This is a genomic window from Variovorax sp. 38R (assembly GCF_014843395.1).
GTDB lineage: Bacteria > Pseudomonadota > Gammaproteobacteria > Burkholderiales > Burkholderiaceae_C > Variovorax > Variovorax paradoxus_H.
This window is the reverse complement of record NZ_CP062121.1, coordinates 700,719-717,868: the sequence shown is the minus strand read 5'-3', so window position 1 is coordinate 717,868 and position 17,150 is coordinate 700,719. Positions and strand designations below refer to the sequence as shown.

Annotated in this window: 15 protein-coding genes; 5 read left to right on the top strand and 10 right to left on the bottom strand. The window is 65.8% G+C overall.

What is annotated here, in order from left to right; translation table 11 throughout:
* Nucleotides 1-78: 78 nt before the first annotated feature.
* From IG196_RS03180 to IG196_RS03170, 3 genes are all read left to right on the top strand, one after another.
* Nucleotides 79-2,991 carry a ribonucleoside-diphosphate reductase subunit alpha gene (locus IG196_RS03180; RefSeq protein WP_101491172.1) on the top strand — a complete coding sequence of 971 codons (2,913 nt, stop codon included), beginning with the start codon at nt 79-81 and terminating at the stop codon, nt 2,989-2,991.
* Between the two features lie 212 nt (nt 2,992-3,203).
* A complete protein-coding gene (locus IG196_RS03175) occupies nt 3,204-4,394 on the top strand; it encodes a ribonucleotide-diphosphate reductase subunit beta (protein ID WP_192194996.1) in 1,191 nt (396 codons plus the stop codon).
* A gap of 199 nt (nt 4,395-4,593) precedes the next feature.
* Nucleotides 4,594-5,139 carry a histone H1-like DNA-binding protein gene (locus IG196_RS03170; RefSeq protein ID WP_192194995.1) on the top strand — a complete coding sequence of 182 codons (546 nt, stop codon included), beginning with the start codon at nt 4,594-4,596 and terminating at the stop codon, nt 5,137-5,139.
* Nucleotides 5,140-5,253: 114 nt separating this feature from the next.
* Here the strand turns inward: IG196_RS03170 and IG196_RS03165 are convergent, their stop codons facing one another.
* From IG196_RS03165 to IG196_RS03135, 7 genes are all read right to left on the bottom strand, one after another.
* On the bottom strand, nt 5,254-6,156 hold the full coding sequence (locus IG196_RS03165; protein WP_192194994.1) for a carbohydrate kinase family protein: 903 nt from the start codon (nt 6,154-6,156) through the stop codon (nt 5,254-5,256).
* A gap of 58 nt (nt 6,157-6,214) precedes the next feature.
* Nucleotides 6,215-7,588: a zinc-ribbon and DUF3426 domain-containing protein gene (locus IG196_RS03160; RefSeq protein ID WP_192194993.1), complete on the bottom strand. Its 1,374-nt coding sequence runs from the start codon at nt 7,586-7,588 to the stop codon at nt 6,215-6,217.
* A gap of 82 nt (nt 7,589-7,670) precedes the next feature.
* The gene (gene prmA, locus IG196_RS03155) at nt 7,671-8,561 is read right to left on the bottom strand and encodes a 50S ribosomal protein L11 methyltransferase (RefSeq protein ID WP_192194992.1); all 891 of its coding nucleotides are present in this window, start codon (nt 8,559-8,561) and stop codon (nt 7,671-7,673) included.
* A gap of 23 nt (nt 8,562-8,584) precedes the next feature.
* Nucleotides 8,585-9,934, bottom strand: coding sequence for an acetyl-CoA carboxylase biotin carboxylase subunit (gene accC, locus IG196_RS03150; protein WP_099795103.1), 1,350 nt, complete (start codon nt 9,932-9,934; stop codon nt 8,585-8,587).
* 2 nt (nt 9,935-9,936) lie between these two features.
* Nucleotides 9,937-10,395: an acetyl-CoA carboxylase biotin carboxyl carrier protein gene (gene accB, locus IG196_RS03145; protein WP_192194991.1), complete on the bottom strand. Its 459-nt coding sequence runs from the start codon at nt 10,393-10,395 to the stop codon at nt 9,937-9,939.
* A gap of 101 nt (nt 10,396-10,496) precedes the next feature.
* On the bottom strand, nt 10,497-11,057 hold the full coding sequence (locus IG196_RS03140) for a TlpA family protein disulfide reductase (RefSeq protein ID WP_192194990.1): 561 nt from the start codon (nt 11,055-11,057) through the stop codon (nt 10,497-10,499).
* Nucleotides 11,058-11,654, bottom strand: coding sequence for a hypothetical protein (locus IG196_RS03135; RefSeq protein WP_192194989.1), 597 nt, complete (start codon nt 11,652-11,654; stop codon nt 11,058-11,060).
* A 101-nt stretch (nt 11,655-11,755) separates the two neighbouring features.
* Here IG196_RS03135 and mpl point away from each other — a divergent pair, with 101 nt between their 5' ends.
* Both mpl and IG196_RS03125 read left to right on the top strand, forming a co-directional pair.
* Nucleotides 11,756-13,168 (top strand): UDP-N-acetylmuramate:L-alanyl-gamma-D-glutamyl-meso-diaminopimelate ligase, encoded by a 1,413-nt coding sequence (gene mpl / locus IG196_RS03130; RefSeq protein ID WP_192194988.1) that lies wholly within the window; start codon nt 11,756-11,758, stop codon nt 13,166-13,168.
* Entirely contained in the window at nt 13,165-13,674 is a 510-nt protein-coding gene (locus IG196_RS03125; RefSeq protein ID WP_192194987.1) for a cupin domain-containing protein, read from the top strand. Before mpl ends, IG196_RS03125 begins: the two co-directional genes overlap by 4 nt.
* 12 nt (nt 13,675-13,686) lie before the next feature.
* Here IG196_RS03125 and IG196_RS03120 read toward each other — a convergent pair whose 3' ends face one another.
* The 3 genes from IG196_RS03120 to tldD form a co-directional block, all read right to left on the bottom strand.
* Nucleotides 13,687-14,805, bottom strand: a complete 1,119-nt coding sequence (locus tag IG196_RS03120) for a 3-deoxy-7-phosphoheptulonate synthase (protein ID WP_101491181.1) — start codon at nt 14,803-14,805, stop codon at nt 13,687-13,689.
* A gap of 235 nt (nt 14,806-15,040) precedes the next feature.
* Nucleotides 15,041-15,574 (bottom strand): hypothetical protein, encoded by a 534-nt coding sequence (locus IG196_RS03115; protein ID WP_192194986.1) that lies wholly within the window; start codon nt 15,572-15,574, stop codon nt 15,041-15,043.
* Between the two features lie 82 nt (nt 15,575-15,656).
* On the bottom strand, nt 15,657-17,117 hold the full coding sequence (gene tldD, locus IG196_RS03110; protein ID WP_099795095.1) for a metalloprotease TldD: 1,461 nt from the start codon (nt 17,115-17,117) through the stop codon (nt 15,657-15,659).
* Between the last annotated feature and the right edge of the window lie 33 nt (nt 17,118-17,150).

Genomic DNA, 17,150 nt, shown 5'->3' with positions numbered 1-17,150 from the left:
CCCGTTCGGCAACAACGCCGACGCAAGGCCCGCGAGGCCTTGCCAACCAACAAGAATTGCACAACCGAGAGGAAGCGAATGCAAACTGCACTGAACACCCCGTCGACCCCCCGCGCCGTCCCCGCGACGCCGCAGCAGCAACAAGACACTGCGGGCTCGCCCACCGGTCAGAACCTCGCCCACTACCAGATCATTCGCCGCAACGGCGCCGTGGTTCCCTTCGAACCGAACAAGATCGCCATCGCGATGATGAAGGCCTTCCTGGCCGTGCACGGCACCCAGGGCGCGGCCTCGGCCAGCGTGCGCGAGACGGTCGACGTGCTCACGCAAGGCGTGATCCGCGCCATGGTGCGTTCGCGTCCGGGCGGCGGCACCTTCCACATCGAAGACGTGCAAGACCAGGTCGAGCTCGGCCTGATGCGCGGCGGCCACCATGAAATCGCACGTGCCTACGTGCTGTACCGCGAACGCCGCACGCAGGAGCGCTCCAAGCAAGTCGAGCAAGACCTGCCCGCCGCGCCGGTGCTGCATGTGCTCGACAACGGCGAGCGCGTGGCGCTCGACCTGAACGAGCTCAAGGGCCTGATCGAATCGGCCTGCGAAAACCTGGGCGACAGCATCACCGCCGCGCCGATCCAGGCCGAGACGATGCGCAACCTGTACGACGGCGTGCCGCTCGACGAGGTCTACAAGGCCTCGATCCTGGCGGCCCGCACGCTGATCGAAAAAGACCCCGACTACACCTTCGCCACCGCGCGCCTGCTGCTGCACACGATCTTCAAGGAGATCATCGGCCGCGAAGTGATGCCGGCCGACCGTGCCACCGCCTACGCCGACTACTTCCCGCAGTTCATCAAGAAGGGCGTGGACAACGAACTGCTCGACGAGAAGCTGCTGCAGTACGACCTGCCCCGCCTGGGCGCCGCCCTGAAGGCCGAGCGCGACAACCAGTTCGACTACCTCGGCCTGCAGACGCTGTACGACCGCTACTTCCTGCACGTGCGCAAGTCGCGCATCGAGCTGCCGCAGGCGTTCTTCATGCGCGTGGCCATGGGCCTGTCGCTGAACGAAATCGACCGCGAAGCGCGCGCCATCGAGTTCTACGAAGTGCTGTCGTCCTTCGACTTCATGTCGAGCACGCCCACGCTGTTCAACGCCGGCACGCTGCGCTCGCAGCTGTCCAGCTGCTACCTGACCACCGTGCCCGACGATCTGGACGGCATCTACGAGTCGATCAAGGAAAACGCGCTGCTGTCGAAGTTCGCCGGCGGCCTGGGCAACGACTGGACCCGCGTGCGCGCACTGGGCAGCCACATCAAGGGCACCAACGGCGAATCGCAAGGCGTCGTGCCGTTCCTGAAGGTGGTGAACGACACGGCCGTGGCCGTGAACCAGGGCGGCAAGCGCAAGGGCGCCGTCTGCACCTACCTGGAAACCTGGCACCTCGACATCGAGGAGTTCCTGGAGCTGCGCAAGAACACCGGCGACGACCGCCGCCGCACGCACGACATGAACACCGCCAACTGGATCCCCGACCTCTTCATGCGCCGCGTGATGGAAAAGGGCACCTGGACGCTGTTCTCGCCCTCCAACGTGCCTGACCTGCACGACCTGTTCGGCGCCGACTTCGAAAAGGCCTACGTCGCCTACGAAGAAAAGGCCGCCCGCGGCGAGATCAAGCCCGCCCGCACGCTCCAGGCGTCGGACCTGTGGCGCAAGATGCTCACGATGCTGTTCGAGACCGGCCATCCCTGGATCACGTTCAAGGACGCCTGCAACGTGCGCTCGCCGCAGCAGCACGCCGGCGTGGTTCACTCGTCGAACCTGTGCACCGAGATCACGCTGAACACCAGCGACACCGAAACCGCCGTCTGCAACCTGGGTTCGGTGAACCTGCTGCAGCATCTGAAGGACGGCAAGGTCGACCAGGTCAAGCTCCAGAAGACGATCTCCACGGCGATGCGCATGCTCGACAACGTGATCGACATCAACTACTACGCCGTGAAGAAGGCGCGCGACTCCAACCTGCGCCACCGTCCGGTCGGCCTGGGCCTGATGGGCTTCCAGGACGCGCTGTACGAACTGCGCATTCCCTACGCCTCGCAAGAAGCCGTGCAGTTCGCCGACGAGTCGATGGAAGCCATCTGCTACCACGCGTACTCGGCATCGGCCGACCTGGCGCGCGAACGCGGCAAGTACTCGAGCTACAAGGGCTCGCTGTGGGACAAGGGCATCCTGCCGATCGACACGCTCGACCTGCTCGAGAAGGCCCGCGGCGGCTACGTCGAAGTGGACCGCTCGTCCACGCTCGACTGGGACGCACTGCGCCAGAAGATCAAGAGCCAGGGCATGCGCAATTCGAACTGCGTGGCCATCGCTCCGACCGCGACCATCTCGAACATCATCGGCGTCGACGCTTCAATCGAACCCTGCTTCGGCAACCTGTCGGTCAAGTCGAACCTGTCGGGCGAGTTCACCGTGATCAACCACTACCTGGTGCGCGACCTGAAGCGCCTGGGCCTGTGGGACGACGTGATGGTCATGGACCTGAAGCACTTCGACGGTTCGCTGCGTCCCATCGACCGCGTGCCGCAAGACGTGAAGGCGCTGTACGCCACCGCGTTCGAAGTGGAAACCACGTGGCTCGTCGAAGCCGCCTCGCGTCGCCAGAAGTGGATCGACCAGGCGCAGTCGCTGAACATCTACATGGCCGGCGCCTCGGGCAAGAAGCTCGACGACACCTACAAGCTCGCATGGCTGCGCGGCCTGAAGACCACGTACTACCTGCGCACGCAGAGCGCGACGCACGCTGAAAAGTCGACGGTGCAATCGGGCCGTCTCAACGCGGTGTCGTCGGGCAACGACGCACCCTCGGGCATGAGCGCACTCGAAGCCGCCGCTGCTGCAGCGAAGGCACAGATGAGCGCAATGCCCGCCACCGACATCGCGTTCTGCGGTGTCGACGATCCGACCTGCGAAGCCTGCCAGTGATGTGCAAGTGAAGCGTCAAAGAAGAAGACGCTTCGATCGATCAGCGAGGTGCTCGCAGAACTGAAAAGCGCGCGACGTTCAATCAATCAAGGCATTGACTGACGTCGCGCGATGCATGCGAGCAACATAACAACCCCATAAATGGCGCACGATGTGAACGAGCACTTTGCAACTCACATCGTTGCTCCGATAATTGCGCATTGGATTTTTCTATGTTGACCTGGGACGAAGAAGTCAAGCCCTCCTTACCAAAGGATATGCAACAAGGATTGCAGCAGCACCACGCATCGACCAGCGGTTCTTCCGCAGGTCGCGCGGTCGCCGCTCCGACTTCGTCGCTTGCACAACCCGCCACTGCCACCGCATCGGTGGCCGCGCCTGCAGCGCAGCGCGTCAAGGCTTCCGACAAGCGCATCATCAACGGCCAGACCGACGTCAATCAGCTGGTGCCGTTCAAGTACAAGTGGGCCTGGGAAAAGTACCTCGCCACCTGCGCCAACCACTGGATGCCGCAGGAAGTGAACATGACGCGCGACATCGCGTTGTGGAAAGACCCGAACGGCCTGACCGACGACGAGCGCCGCATCATCAAGCGCAACCTCGGCTTCTTCGTGACCGCCGATTCGCTGGCCGCCAACAACATCGTGCTGGGCACCTACCGCCACATCACGGCCCCCGAGTGCCGCCAGTTCCTGCTGCGCCAGGCCTTCGAGGAAGCGATCCACACGCACGCGTACCAGTACATCGTCGAGTCGCTCGGCCTGGACGAGAGCGAGATCTTCAACGCCTACAACGAAGTGGCATCGATCCGCGAGAAGGACCAGTTCCTGATCCCGTTCATCGACGCCATCAGCGACCCGCACTTCAAGACCGGCACGCACGAGACCGACCAGACGCTGCTCAAGTCGCTCATCGTGTTCGCCTGCCTGATGGAAGGCCTCTTCTTCTACGTCGGCTTCACGCAGATTCTTGCGCTGGGCCGCCAGAACAAGATGACCGGCGCCGCCGAGCAGTACCAGTACATCCTGCGCGACGAGTCGATGCACTGCAATTTCGGCATCGACCTGATCAACCAGCTCAAGCTCGAGAATCCCGGCCTGTGGACCGCAGAGTTCAAAGCCGAGATCAAGGACCTCTTCATGAAGGCCGTCGAGCTCGAATACAAATACGCCGAAGACACCATGCCGCGCGGCGTGCTCGGCATGAACGCCTCCATGTTCAAGGGCTACCTGCGCTACATCGCCAATCGGCGCGCGCAGCAGATCGGCCTCGAAACGCTCTTCCCGAACGAGGAAAACCCGTTCCCCTGGATGAGCGAAATGATTGACCTGAAGAAAGAGCGCAACTTTTTCGAAACCCGCGTGATCGAGTACCAGTCGGGTGGTGCGCTCTCCTGGGATTGAATTTTTCGATACACAACAATTCATGAATTCAAGAATTGCCCTTGCCACCGACTGCGCCACAGAGCGCGGCATGGATGAGGGCTCAGGTGTTCATGGTGCTGGGGCTTAGATTCCAACGCCATGAATCACTTCACGCTCCCAACGCGCGTGGAGTGCTTCAATAGGTTGATTTTTTCAACTTGATCAAGGAGAAATAGAAATGGCAACTGCAAAGAAAGCGCCGACCAAGAAGGTCGCTGCAAAGAAGGCTCCGGCAAAGAAGGCTGTCGCCGCGAAGAAGGCTCCGGCAAAGAAGGTCGCGGCCAAGAAGGCTCCGGCTAAGAAGGCTGTCGCCAAGAAGGTCGTAGCGAAGAAGGCTCCGGCAAAGAAGGTCGCGGCCAAGAAGGTTGCAGCCAAGAAGGTCGTAGCGAAGAAGGCTGCACCGGCGAAGAAGGCCGCTGCCAAGAAGGCTCCGGCAAAGAAGGCCGCCGCCAAGAAGGCGCCTGCGAAGAAGGCGCCTGCCAAGAAGGCTGCTGCCAAGAAGGCCCCTGCGAAGAAGGCTGCCGCCAAGAAGGCTCCTGCCAAGAAGGCAGCAGCCAAGAAAGCCGCGAAAAAGCCCGCTGCCAAGCCTGCCGCTGCTGCCAAGAAGCCTGCTGCCAAGAAGGCCGCCGCGCCTGCGAAGGCTGCCGTAGCGCCTGCCCCTGCGGCGCAAACGACGCTGAATCCCCAGGCAGCTTGGCCGTTTCCGACGGCCAGCAAGCCCTGAGTGAATTCTCAGCGGCCCTGAAAGGCGCAAAGCCCGGCACCGCAAGGTGCCGGGCTTTTTTCATGGGCGCCCGCTGTTGCCGCATCGCCGAAGCGATGCAGGCAAGCCAGCGATTTACAGGTCGAGCGTCGCGCGATCGATCTGGTAGTTCTGCGGTCCGCGCTGCGCGATCTTGAGCGCACCAATGCGATTGCCGAGGGCTGCACAGCGGGCCAGCGGCCATTCCTTTTCCAGACCGTACAACAGGCCGCCGCGCCATGCGTCGCCGCAACCCGTGGGCTCGATCACCGCCACAGGCGTCACGCCGGGCACGTGCTCGCGCTCGCCGTGGGTCCACACCTCGCAGCCTTCGGCGGCCAGCGTGACCACGAGGCCGCGCACGCGCTGCGAGATCTCGGCCAGGCTCCAGCCGGTGCGCTGCGACAGCATCTTGCCTTCGTAGTCGTTGACCACGACCCAGCTCGCGAGTTTGATGAAGTGACGCAGCGCGTCGCCGTCGAACATCGGCAGGCCCTGGCCCGGATCGAACACGAAGGGAATGCCAGCGGCGGCGAACTGCTCGGCGTGCTGCAGCATCGCCTCGCGGCCGTCGGGCGCGATGATGCCGAGCTTGATGTCCTCGCGCGCCACCACCTTCGTGACGTGCGCCTGCTGCATCGCGCCGGGATGGAACGCCGTGATCTGGTTGTTGTCCGTGTCGTTCATGATCATCGCCTGCGCAGTGAACGTGTCGTCGAGCTGACGCACGAACTCCGTGCTGATGCCCAGCGTGCGCATGCGTTCGGCGTAGTCGGCGCCGTCGCTGCCCAGCGTGGCCATCGGCAGCGCCGTGCCGCCGAGTGCGTTGAGGCTGTAGGCAATGTTGCCGGCGCAGCCGCCGAAGTCACGACGCAGGCCCGGCACCAGGAACGACACATTCAGGATGTGCAGCTGGTCCGGCAGGATCTGGTCGGCGAACCGGCCTTCGAAAGTCATGATGGTGTCGAACGCAAGAGAACCGCAAATCACTGCTGCCATGGGTGGACCGTAGGTTGGATGAGAAAGGGAACGAACGGCGCGCGTGTCGGCGCTCCGCTCAGGGATAGAAAGCTTCGACGCGGTAACCCGCGATCGGTGGCAGCGCTGCCGCTTCGCTGGCCGACAAGGTCAGCGGCAGCGAGGCCGCGCGGTCGGCACGCGCCGCCAGCACGCCCGGCGCGCCGTAGTCCGTGGGCGTGATCACGCGCCGCACGACGGCCTGTTCTTGCGAGTCGAGCAGCGACAGCTCGATGGCCGGCATGGCCAGCGGCACGGTCGCCGCATTGCGCAAGGTGAAGCTCAGCCGGTAGTCGTTGCCACCGCTCTTCTCGCGCGCGAAGGCCGCGCCTTCGATCACGATGTCGCCGATCTGGCGCAGCGGCGCGAGCTCGCAGCCGGTGTACTGACACAGCGCCATCAGCGCCGGCCGCAGGTTCGGCTGACGCGCCACGATGCCGTCGCGCTCATGGCGAACGACCTGCACGATGAGGACCAAGGCAGCGAGCACGGCCAGCACCACCAGCAGACGACGCACGCCCTTGCGCTGCCAGAAGCCAAGCGGCTTGTCAGCCGCCTCTTCTTCTTCCGCGAAGGGATGGTCCTCGGGCGCCTCGAAGGTCGCAGAGAGCGAGAAGTCCGGTTCGCCCTCGGCGCGGATGCCGGGGCCTGGCAGCGGTGCGACAGCCTCTTCGTGGTGCTGCGCATCGCGGGCCTTGGCGTTCGCGATCTTGGCCGACTTGGCGCGTGCGCGGCGCAGCGCCTTCTGGATCAGGAGCTGGTCGTGGTCTTTTTCTTCCTGCTCACGCTCCGCGGCCGCGCCATCGTCGTTCTCACCGGTCGCCGCGACCAACCCTCGCAGCGCGGTGGTGCGCGGCAGGTTGGGCAACGGCGGCGCAGGCGACGGCGATGCGGGCGGCGGTGCGCCGAGGTTCAGATCGATGTTCGGAAATGGCGGCAGCGAACTAGCGGGCGGACGCCAGGCGGGTTCGGTGGTGTCGAGATCGGACCAGGGCTCGTCCGCAGAGAGTCCGTGCGCGGGCAGCGTCAGCGAGAAAGGCAGCGGGGGTGCGGCCGGCGCGACGGTGGCGGCGGCGGTCGACAGTCCAGCCTCCTCTTGCGAAGCAGCCGACGGCGCCTGCGGCTCAGACTCGTCGTCGAGAAAGTCCGCCTCCCCGACAGCCGGCGGCACCGCCGTGAGGTCGATGCGCGCGTCGTCGAACGACGCCACCAATGCCGCCATCGAAGCCATCGGCGAAGGCGCCGGCGCGGCAGGCGCGGACACGGCGCCATCGGGCGCATCCTGCAGGTCGAGCGTCGCATCGAACACATGGCTGCAGCGGCCGCAGCGCACCCAGCCGTCCGAGATGCGAAGCTGGTCGCGCACCACCTTGAAGGTGGTGGTGCAGGCGGGGCAACGCGTGACGAGGCTCATGACCGGGCGATTGTAGGGTTGGGCCCTCGCCGTGCAGGCAGGTGCCCGGGGCACCCGCCGCGCGAGCGCCCGGCCGCGCGCGTCAGCAGCGCGCGGTCATGAGGATCCAGCCGTCCTCGGTGTCACTGACTTCGAGCGCGGCGTACGGCGCATAGGCCGCCTTCAGCTCGTCGGCCTGGCGCTCGAGGATGCCGGCCAGCACCAGCGAACCGCCGGCCGCCACATGGCTGCGCAGCAGCGGTGCCAGCACCTTGAGCGGCGTCGCGAGGATGTTGGCGAGCACCGTCTGGTATTCGCCCTGGGCTGCGTCGGGCAGGCCGGCGTTCAGTTGCACGCCGTTGGCTTCGGCGTTGAGCCGGGTCGAGGAAACCGCGGCCTCGTCGATGTCGACGGCATCGATGGTGCGCGCGCCGAACTTCGCCGCGCCGATGGCCAGGATGCCGGAGCCGCAGCCGTAGTCGAGCACGCGCTGGTCGACAAAGGCGCCCTCGCCTTGCGTCGCGATCCAGCGCAGGCACATGCGCGTGGTCGGGTGCGTGCCCGTGCCGAAGGCCAGGCCCGGGTCGAGCCGGATCACCTGCTTGGCTTGTGCGGGCGGCTCGTGCCAGGTGGGCACGATCCAGAACTCGGGCGTGATCTCGACCGGCGCAAACTGCGATTGCGTGAGCCGCACCCAGTCCTGGTCCGGCACCGGCGCCACGCCGAGCACCGCGCAGCCGCCGAAGAGGTCCTGCAGCGCGAGCACCGAAGCCGCCTCGTTGGCAGCCGCTTCATCGGGGAACAGCGCGATCACGCGCGAACGCTGCCAGCCCTCCTTCGGCGGCGGCATGCCGGGCTCGCCGAACAGGGCCTGCTCGGCATCGGTCTGCGCATCGGCGTCTTCGACCGACACGCTCAGCGCATCGAGTGCGTCGAGCGCATCGCCGAGCCATTCGACCCGGTCTTCCGGCGCCATCAGGCGGAGTTCAAACATACAGGGCGTTTTCGCGCGTGGACTCAGCGCTTGTGCGCTGCGAGCCACTCTTCGAGGTAATGGATGTTCGTACCGCCGCTCATGAACTTGGCGTCGACCATCAGCTCGCGGTGCAGCGGCATGTTGGTCTGGATGCCTTCGATCACGGTCTCGTTCAGGGCCGTGCGCATGCGCGCCATGGCCTGCTCGCGGGTGTCGCCGTACACGATGATCTTGCCGATCATCGAGTCGTAGTTCGGGGGCACGAAGTAGTTGGTGTACACGTGCGAGTCGACGCGAACGCCCGGGCCACCCGGCGGATGCCACATCGTGATGCGGCCCGGCGACGGCGTGAATTTCCACGGGTCTTCGGCGTTGATGCGCACTTCGATGGCGTGGCCGCGCATCTCGATCTGGCGCTGCGTGAACGGCAGCTTCTCGCCGGCGGCGACCATGATCTGCGTCTTCACGATGTCGATGCCGGTGGTGAACTCCGTGACCGGGTGCTCCACCTGCACGCGCGTGTTCATCTCGATGAAGTAGAACTCGCCGTTCTCGTACAGGAACTCGAAAGTGCCGGCGCCGCGGTAGCCGATCTTCTTGCAGGCCGCCGCACAGCGTTCGCCGATCTTCTCGATCAGCTTGCGCGGAATGCCGGGAGCCGGCGATTCCTCGATCACCTTCTGGTGGCGGCGCTGCATGGAGCAGTCGCGCTCGCCCAGGTAGACGGCGTTCTTGTGCTTGTCCGCGAGGATCTGGATTTCAATGTGGCGCGGGTTCTGGAGAAACTTCTCCATGTACACGGCCGGGTTGTTGAAGGCCGCGCCGGCTTCCGCCTTGGTCATCTGGATCGCGTTGACCAGCGCCGCTTCGGTGTGCACCACGCGCATGCCGCGACCACCGCCGCCGCCTGCCGCCTTGATGATGACCGGGTAGCCGATCGCACGGGCGATGCGCTTGTTGGTGGCGGCGTCGTCGGACAGTTCGCCTTCCGAGCCGGGCACGCAAGGCACGCCGGCCTTGATCATGGCCTGCTTGGCCGAGACCTTGTCACCCATCGTGCGGATGTTGTCGGGCGTCGGGCCGATGAACTGGAAGCCGCTTTGCTCCACGCGTTCGGCGAAATTGGCGTTCTCGCTGAGGAAACCGTAGCCAGGGTGAATGGCTTCGGCGTCCGTCACCTCGGCGGCCGAGATGATGGCCGGCATGTTGAGGTAGCTCAGGCCTGACGGCGCGGGGCCGATGCAGACGGCTTCCTGTGCCAGCTTGACGTACTTGGCGTCGCGATCAGCCTCGGAATAGACCATCACGGCCTTGATGCCCATCTCGCTGCAGGCACGCTGAATCCGAAGGGCAATCTCGCCGCGATTGGCGACCAGAATCTTCTTGAACATGCTTACTCGATGATGAACAGCGGCTGGCCGTATTCGACCGCCTGGCCGTTTTCGCCGAGGATCTGCGTGATCGTGCCGGACTTGTCGGCCTCGATTTCGTTGAGGATCTTCATCGCCTCGATGATGCAGACCGTGTCGCCCTCGTTCACCTTGCTGCCGATTTCGACAAAGGCCGCAGCACCTGGGCTGGACGAACGATAGAAAGTGCCGACCATCGGCGACTTCACGGCATGGCCGCTCGGTGCGGCTTCGACGGCGGGAGCAGCGGCGGCCGGGGCGGCAGCACCAGCCACGGGCGCTGCCACGGCGGGCGCGGCGGCCAGGGTCTGCACGTACTGCACGGGGGCGGCACCGCCACCCTTGACGATGCGGACCTTGCCTTCGGTTTCGGTGATTTCCAGTTCGGAAATATTCGATTCGGACACCAGATCGATCAGTGTCTTGAGTTTGCGCAGATCCATGGGACTCCAGTGCCAGCTTTGCCGGTCTTTAGGAAAGAACTTGACCGAAAACCGTCGATTTTCGGCGTTTGGCGTCTAACGCCAGGTTGTGTATTTAAATTCTAACCGTGAACAAGTTGGCGTCGCCAAGCGTCCAGGTCGGTGGTTTCAAGCTTGCCCATTTTACGAGCCAGCACGGAACCATCGCCATGAAGCACCAGGGTGAACGGCAGACCGCCCCCCGTGTTGCCCAGATTTTTCACCAGTTCCATGCCCTGCAACCCGGCCAATGCGGTCGGATAGGTGACCGGCGTGCGCTGCAGGAACTTGCGCACGGCACTGGGTTGATCGATGGCCAACCCGACCACTTGCCAGCCGTTGGCGCCATGTTCGCGGAAAAAGGCGTCGATCATCGGCATTTCTTCGACGCAGGGCGGGCACCACGTGGCCCAGAAGTTGAGCAGCACGGGTTTGCCGCGCAAGCTCGTCAGGGCCAGCTCGCCGCCTTCGGGGCGCTCGAAGCGCTGGTCCCAGAACATGGCCGCATCGAGCTTTTCGCCGCCCGTGGCCGCCACGCCGTTGTCATTGCGCTCCCGCCACCAGGCGCCGGCCACGCCGGCCGCGGCAGCGACTGCCGCCACGCCGGCATACAGCATGCCGCGTCGTGTGGGCGTTGAAGTCATTCACTGGTCCTTTTCTTGTTCAATGCGTCGGCGCAGCGCGTTCAGGTCGCCGCGCGGCGCGCGCCCCTGGGCGTCGGGCTTGAGGGCGCCGCGCAGGTCGTCGAGGTCGTACACCAGCAAGTGCACCCCGATTTCCTCGCCCAGCGCCCGGCTCGGCGCGTGGACGCTGAGGGCTTCGACCTGCTCGCCATGGAAGCCGGTCACCATGCGCGGCTCGTAGTCCACGTGGTGATCGATCAGGGCGATTTCGGCCGACTTGGAATCATCGCAGAACAATTGAATATAAATGTCTGACAAACGTGTGGCCGTGCCGTGCCAGACGGCGCCGCCCACGTGCGGCCGGAACACGGCCATGCGCTCCATCCACTCGAGCGCAAGCAGGCGCAGCGCGTGCAGTTCCTGGGGCTGGGTGTCGGCGCAGAAGAGCGTGATGTAGTCGCGCACCTCGGCCTCGACCTCGTCGTTGTTGGGCAGCGCGGTGCGCGTCGGGAGGCCGAGTTCGCGCAGCGCCCGGCGCTTGGCTGGGCCGTACTCGAGCCCCTCCTCGACCACGAGTCGGGCGGCAACGGCTGCGATTTCGCGCTTGGACGTGTCCATCGGGGCATTTTGCCCGCTGCGGGCATCCCTCACATGAACATCAGTACGGCGCCCGGGGCGAAGCGGCCGAGGCACTCGCACCGCCTCCCTAGAATTGGCCGATGCACATTCATATTCTGGGTATCTGCGGCACGTTCATGGGCGGCGTGGCCGCTCTCGCACGCGAAGCAGGCCACCGGGTCACGGGCTGCGACGCCGGCGTGTACCCCCCGATGAGCGACCAGCTGCGCGCGCTCGGCATCGACCTGATCGAAGGCTTCGGCGCCGACCAGCTGGCCCTCGCCCCCGACATGTTCGTGGTCGGCAACGTGGTGTCGCGGGCCCGCCTGCCCGACGGCAACCCCAAGTTCCCGCTGATGGAAGCCATCCTGGACGCCGGCAAGCCCTACACCAGCGGCCCCCAGTGGCTGGCCGAGCACGTGCTGCAGGGCCGGCATGTGCTGGCCGTGGCCGGCACGCACGGCAAGACGACCACCACCTCGATGCTGGCCTGGGTGCTCGAACAGGGCGGCAAGGCGCCCGGCTTCCTCGTCGGTGGCGTGCCGCTCGACTTCGGCGTGTCGGCCCGATTGGGCGACGGCCCGGCCTTCGTGATCGAGGCCGACGAGTACGACACGGCCTTCTTCGACAAGCGCAGCAAGTTCGTTCACTACCGGCCGCGCACCGCCGTGCTGAACAACCTGGAGTTCGATCACGCCGACATCTTTGACGATCTGGCCGCTATCGAGCGCCAGTTTCATCACCTCGTGCGCACCGTGCCCGGCACAGGACGCCTGGTGGTGAACGCCACCGAAGAGAGCCTGCAGCGCGTGCTGGCCCAGGGCTGCTGGAGCGAACTCGCCCGTTTCGGCGATGGCGGCCCGGCCACGGAATGGCAGGCACGCGGCACGCACGACGCCTTCGATGTGCTGCACCGCGGCGAGGTGGTCGGCCGGATCGAGTGGGAGCTCTCGGGCCTGCACAACCAGATGAACGCGCTGGCCGCCATCGCGGCAGCCGACCATGTGGGCGTGCCGCCGGCCGATGCGGCCCGCGCGCTCGGGCGCTTTCGCAACGTGCGCCGCCGCATGGAGCTGCGCGGCACGGTCGAAGGCAACGGCGGAGCGATCACCGTGTACGACGACTTCGCGCACCACCCCACCGCGATCCGCACCACGCTCGACGGCCTGCGCAAGAAGCTCGACGACGCCGGCAAGCAAAGTGAGCGCATCCTCGCGGCCTTCGAGCCGCGCAGCAATACGATGAAGCTGGGCGTGATGGCTGCGCAACTGCCGTGGAGCCTGGAATCGGCCGACCTGTCGTTCTGCCACACGGCCGGCCTCGACTGGGACGCAGCCGCCGCACTGGCACCGATGGGCACGCGCGCCCAGGTCGCCGGCGCGATCGAGCCACTGGTGCAGCAGGTCGTGGCCGCGGTGCGGCCCGGCGATCACATCGTCTGCATGAGCAACGGCGGATTCGGCGGCGTGCACGACAAACTGCTGGACGCCCTGCGCGCCGCCCACGGATCATGAGTGGCATGCGCGCGCGTGAACTGATCGACAGCCTGAAGCTCCAGCCCCACCCCGAGGGCGGCTGGTATGCCGAGGTGTTCCGGTCGGCCGCGAGCGTCACGCCCGCCGACGGTCGCGCGCCCCGCAGCGCGCTGACCAGCATCTATTTCCTGCTCGAAGCCCACCAGCATTCACGCTGGCACCGGGTGCTGTCCGATGAAGTCTGGGTGCATCTGGAAGGCGTGCCGCTGGCGCTGTGGACCTGCGACGCCGCGATGCGAACCGCGCCAGCCCACGCGAAGCTGGGCCCGGTCGATGTCCACGGCACCCGGCCGCAGCACGTGGTGCCCGCCGGCCAATGGCAGGCCGCGCGCCCGATCCAGGGCCACACGGCCGGCGACTACACGCTGGTCGCCTGCATGGTCGGGCCGGGCTTCGACTTCGCGGATTTCTCGCTGGTGCAGCAGGGCAGCGACGAGGCGGCGTCAATGCGGCACCACTGGCCCGACCTGGCCCCCATGCTCTAACTAACTACCCGTTCAGCCGCGGCGCTGCTTGACGGCTTGGGACAAGGTCTCGAGCACCTGCACCGAATCGTCCCAGCCGATGCACGCATCGGTGATGCTCTTGCCGTACTCGAGGCCCGACAGCTGGTCCTTGCCCGGCGTGAACTTCTGGGCGCCTGCCTGCAGGTGGCTTTCGATCATCACGCCGAACACGCGCTTCGAACCACCGGCGATCTGGTCGGCGATGTCCTTGGCCACGTCGATCTGCTTCTGGTGCTGCTTGGAGCTGTTGGCGTGGCTGCAGTCGACCATGAGCGTGGGCGGCAACTTGGCGGCCTCGAGATCCTTGCAGGCGGCCTCGACGCTGGCGGCGTCGTAGTTCGGCGTCTTGCCGCCGCGCAGGATCACGTGGCAGTCGCGGTTGCCGTTGGTCTGCACGATCGCGACCTGGCCGTTCTTGTGCACCGACAGGAAGTGGTGACCGCGCGCCGCCGCCTGGATGGCGTCGGTGGCGATGCGGATGTTGCCGTCGGTGCCGTTCTTGAAGCCGATGGGCGCCGACAGGCCCGAGGCCAGCTCGCGGTGCACCTGGCTTTCGGTGGTGCGCGCGCCGATGGCGCCCCAGGCGATCAGGTCGCCGATGTACTGCGGCGAGATCACATCGAGGAACTCGCTGCCCGCCGGCAGGCCCAGGCGGTTGATGTCGATCAGCAGCTGGCGCGCGATGCGCAGGCCTTCGTCGATGCGGTAGCTCTCGTCCAGGTACGGGTCGTTGATGAGCCCCTTCCAGCCGACCGTGGTGCGCGGCTTCTCGAAGTAGACGCGCATCACGATTTCCAGCGTGCCGGCGTACTTGTCGCGCTCGGCCTTGAGGCGGCGGGCGTACTCGAGGGCCGCGGCCGGGTCGTGGATCGAACACGGGCCCATGATCACCAGCAGCCGGTCGTCCTTGCCGGCCATGATGTTGTGGATGCCGCGGCGGGTGCCGGTGATCAGCGTTTCGATCGGCGTGCCGCGGATCGGGAAGAAGCGGATCAGATGTTCGGGAGGGGGGAGCACGTTGATGTCCTTGATGCGTTCGTCGTCGGTCTTGCTGGTTTTTTCGACGCTCGCATACCAGCTGTCGCCGGCGGGAGGGGTGTTCGTGCTCATGGTTCTCTTCCTTGTGGGTGTGAATGAAAAATCGTCAGGGCATAAAAAAACCGCCGGGGGCTTGAAGCCACCGGCGGTTCTGGGAGGGTGTTCGTTTGCTTTACGCGCTCGCCTCTCGTCCGCCGGAAACCGGGAACCAAAAGTAGGCAAAAAAGTAAGCGCGGAGGGCGGACATGTGGGCGGAATGTAGCACGGAAAATAAAAACCCGGCCGCACGGCCGGGTCGATGTTGTTTTTACCGGTAGCCCGATTCGTTGGCGTTGTGAATGATCCAGATCAGGTTGCCGCTGCTGAAATCGCCCATGCCGCCGCCCGCGAAGATCAGGCGGCCCTGGCCCTTGTAGGTCATCTCGAAACGGTGGCGATCACTGCCGAAATAGAACGGAATCCAGGCCTTGCCCGTCATGTAGGCGCCCTGGTCGGTGGGCTGGCCGGCGAGGTCGGTGACCTGCTTGGTGCTCATGCCGATCTGCAGGCGCGTGAACTTGCTGTTGCGCGCCGGGTTGCCGGTGATCTCGCCTTCGTAGCCGTTCAGGCCCTTGACGGTGCGGCCGCTGCCGGCCTCGACCTTGGACGAGTCGACCACGTTGCCGCGGGCGTCCAGGCCGGCTTTCGAACCGCTGGGCGCCGCAGGCGCTGCAGCAGCGGGTGCCGGTGCGGCGGCGGGCTGGCTGCCCGAACTGCCGCGCGATGCACAACCGACAGTGGCCAGCGCCACCACGGCGGTCACGGCCCACAGCACGGCGGGCGAATTGATCCTGTTCCCCATTGAGATGCTCCTTGATTCGTCGTTCGCAAAAAAGGAGCGCAGCTTAGCAACCGAAGGAAACAGCCGGCAAGTGCCGAAAGTCCTAAGCCGTTCCACCTACGGTCAGGCCATCGATGCGAAGGGTCGGCTGGCCGACGCCGACGGGCACGCTCTGGCCCTCTTTGCCGCAGGTGCCGACGCCCGAATCGAGCGCCATGTCGTTGCCGATCATGGTCACGCGGGTGAGCGCGTCGGGGCCGTTGCCCACGATGGTCGCGCCCTTCACCGGGTACTGGATCTTGCCGTTCTCGACCCAGAAGGCCTCGCTGGCCGAGAACACGAACTTGCCGCTCGTGATGTCGACCTGCCCGCCGCCGAAGTTGGTGGCGTACAGGCCCTTCTTGATGCTGGCGACGATTTCCTTCGGGTCCTTGTCGCCGCCGAGCATGTAGGTGTTGGTCATGCGCGGCATCGGCACGTGGGCGTAGCTCTCGCGGCGGCCGTTGCCCGTGGGCTTGACCTTCATGAGGCGCGCGTTCATCGAGTCCTGGATGTAGCCCTTGAGGATGCCGTCCTCGATCAGCACGTTGCGCTGGCTGGCGTGGCCTTCGTCGTCCACGTTGAGCGAGCCGCGGCGGTCGGCAATCGTGCCGTCGTCGAGCACCGTGACGCCCTTGGCCGCCACGCGCTGGCCGATGCGGCCCGAGAACGCGCTCGAGCCCTTGCGGTTGAAGTCGCCCTCCAGGCCGTGGCCGATGGCTTCGTGCAGCAGGATGCCGGGCCAGCCCGAGCCGAGCACCACGGTCATCTCGCCGGCCGGGGCCGGGCGCGCGTCGAGGTTGGTCAGCGCCGCCTTCACGGCGTGGTCGACGTACTCGGCGATCTGCTCGTCGGTGAAATAGGCCAGGCCGAAGCGCCCGCCGCCGCCGCCCGAGCCGACCTCGCGGCGCCCGTTTTGCTCGGCGATCACCGTGACCGACAGCCGCACCAGCGGCCGCACGTCGGCCGCCAGCGTGCCGTCGGCGCGCGCCACCAGGATCACGTCGTACTCGCTGGCCAAACCGGCCATGACCTGCGCCACGCGCGGATCGCGCGAACGGGCCAGCTTCTCGACCCGTTCGAGCAGCTTGACCTTGGCGGTGCTGTCGAGCGTGGAAATGGGATCGACGCCGTTGTAGAGCGAGCGGCTCGCGGCGATCTTGCGGGCGGGCGTCTTCACGCGTGCCGTACGACCGGCGGAAGAAATGGAGCGCACGGTGCGCGCCGCGTCGAGCAGCGAGGCCTCGGAGATGTCGTCCGAATAGGCGAAAGCGGTTTTCTCGCCGCTCACGGCGCGCACGCCGACGCCCTGGTCGATGCTGAAGCTGCCGGTCTTGACGATGCCCTCTTCGAGGCTCCAGCCCTCGCTGCGGGTGTACTGAAAGTACAGGTCGGCATCGTCCACGCGGTGCGCGGTGATCTCGGCCAGTGCCTTGCTCAGGTGCGATTCGTCCAGGCCGAACGGCGTGAGCAGGAGCTGTTGCGCTATAGCCAAGCGCTCGATGGTGGGTTCGCGAGAGATCATGGCTGCCATTCTAGGCAGCCGCCCCCGTCCGTG